The organism is Pseudomonas sp. D47 (genome assembly GCF_045447305.1).
Classification (GTDB): Bacteria; Pseudomonadota; Gammaproteobacteria; order Pseudomonadales; family Pseudomonadaceae; genus Aquipseudomonas.
On record NZ_JBJGXU010000154.1, the window covers coordinates 1 to 1,091 of the forward strand.

Annotated in this window: 1 protein-coding gene; it reads right to left on the bottom strand. The window is 56.4% G+C overall.

Annotated elements, in window-relative coordinates; all coding sequences use genetic code 11:
- Positions 1 to 27 precede the first annotated feature (27 nt).
- A complete protein-coding gene (locus ACI77I_RS32005; protein ID WP_407000205.1) occupies positions 28 to 1,047 on the bottom strand; it encodes an IS30 family transposase in 1,020 nt (339 codons plus the stop codon).
- Positions 1,048 to 1,091: the final 44 nt, after the last annotated feature.

The following is a 1,091-nucleotide window of genomic DNA, read 5'->3' on the forward strand; positions in this document are numbered from 1 at the left end:
GGCGGTCTCAGGTTCCAAGTGCAACAGTCAGTTGATGGTTTCGAGCTTGTTGCTCGCTAATAGCTGAAGGTATTCAACCAGTACTTCGACCGGAAATTTCCAGCCCAGCGTTTGGCGTGGCCGAGTGTTCAGCAAGTCGGCAATTTCGTCCAGTCGCTCCTGGGTGACCAGAGAGAGATCCGTGCCTTTTGGCAAATACTGGCGCAGCAAGCCATTGGTGTTTTCATTGCTGCCGCGCTGCCATGGGCTGTGCGGATCTGCAAAGTAAATCTTCAGGCCGGTGTGGGCCGTGATTTCGGCGTGACGGGCCATTTCACTGCCTTGGTCGTGCGTCATGGTTTTCAGCAATGATGGCGCCATCCGCGACATCTCTCTGGTAATGGCTTGAGCGGCTGCATAGGCGGTCGGTGCGTCGAGTTTTGCCAAGATTACGTAACGGCTGGTGCGCTCAACCATCGTGGCGACAGCAGAGCGATTGTTGGCCCCGATGATCAGGTCGCTTTCCCAGTGTCCTGGAACAAGGCGATCAGCGACCTCTGGTGGACGCAAGTGGATGCTGAGCTCAGCAGGATAGCGCTCTCGACGTATGGCACTCTGGGTTCGCGGGCGACGCTTGCCTTTACCTTGGCGCAAGTAGCTGATGAGCTGGCGTTTCAACTCGCCTCGCGGATAGGCATAAATTGCCAGGTAGATGGTTTCGTGACTCACATATCGCTCGGGGTGATCGGGCCAGATACGGCGTAGTCTGCTGGCGATTTGCTGGGGTGACCAGCCAATGCGCAACATTTCTATGATCACTTGGAACAGTTCAGAGCCAGAGCACAAGCGAGACTGACGGCGCGGCTTGTGACGTAGCACTCGCGCCCGGCTTGCGGCGTGAGATGAATCGTATCGCCCCAGTTGGCTGTGCCGCCTGATCTCACGGCTAATGGTACTGGGATGACGCCTGAGCAAAACGGCGATAGCTCGAAGAGTGAGTTGTTGAAGCTGCATCACCATGATGGCGACGCGCTCCTCAGTGCTGAGATGTGTGTACTTCGTTGGCATGGCAACACCTTACATCAGGTGTTGCACTTGGTCCTTGAGACCGC

What these genes read in the sequence shown, in the direction of transcription:
- ACI77I_RS32005 (WP_407000205.1), bottom strand. Translation starts at nt 1,047, where the DNA reads ATGCCAACGAAGTACACACATCTCAGCACTGAGGAGCGCGTCGCCATC.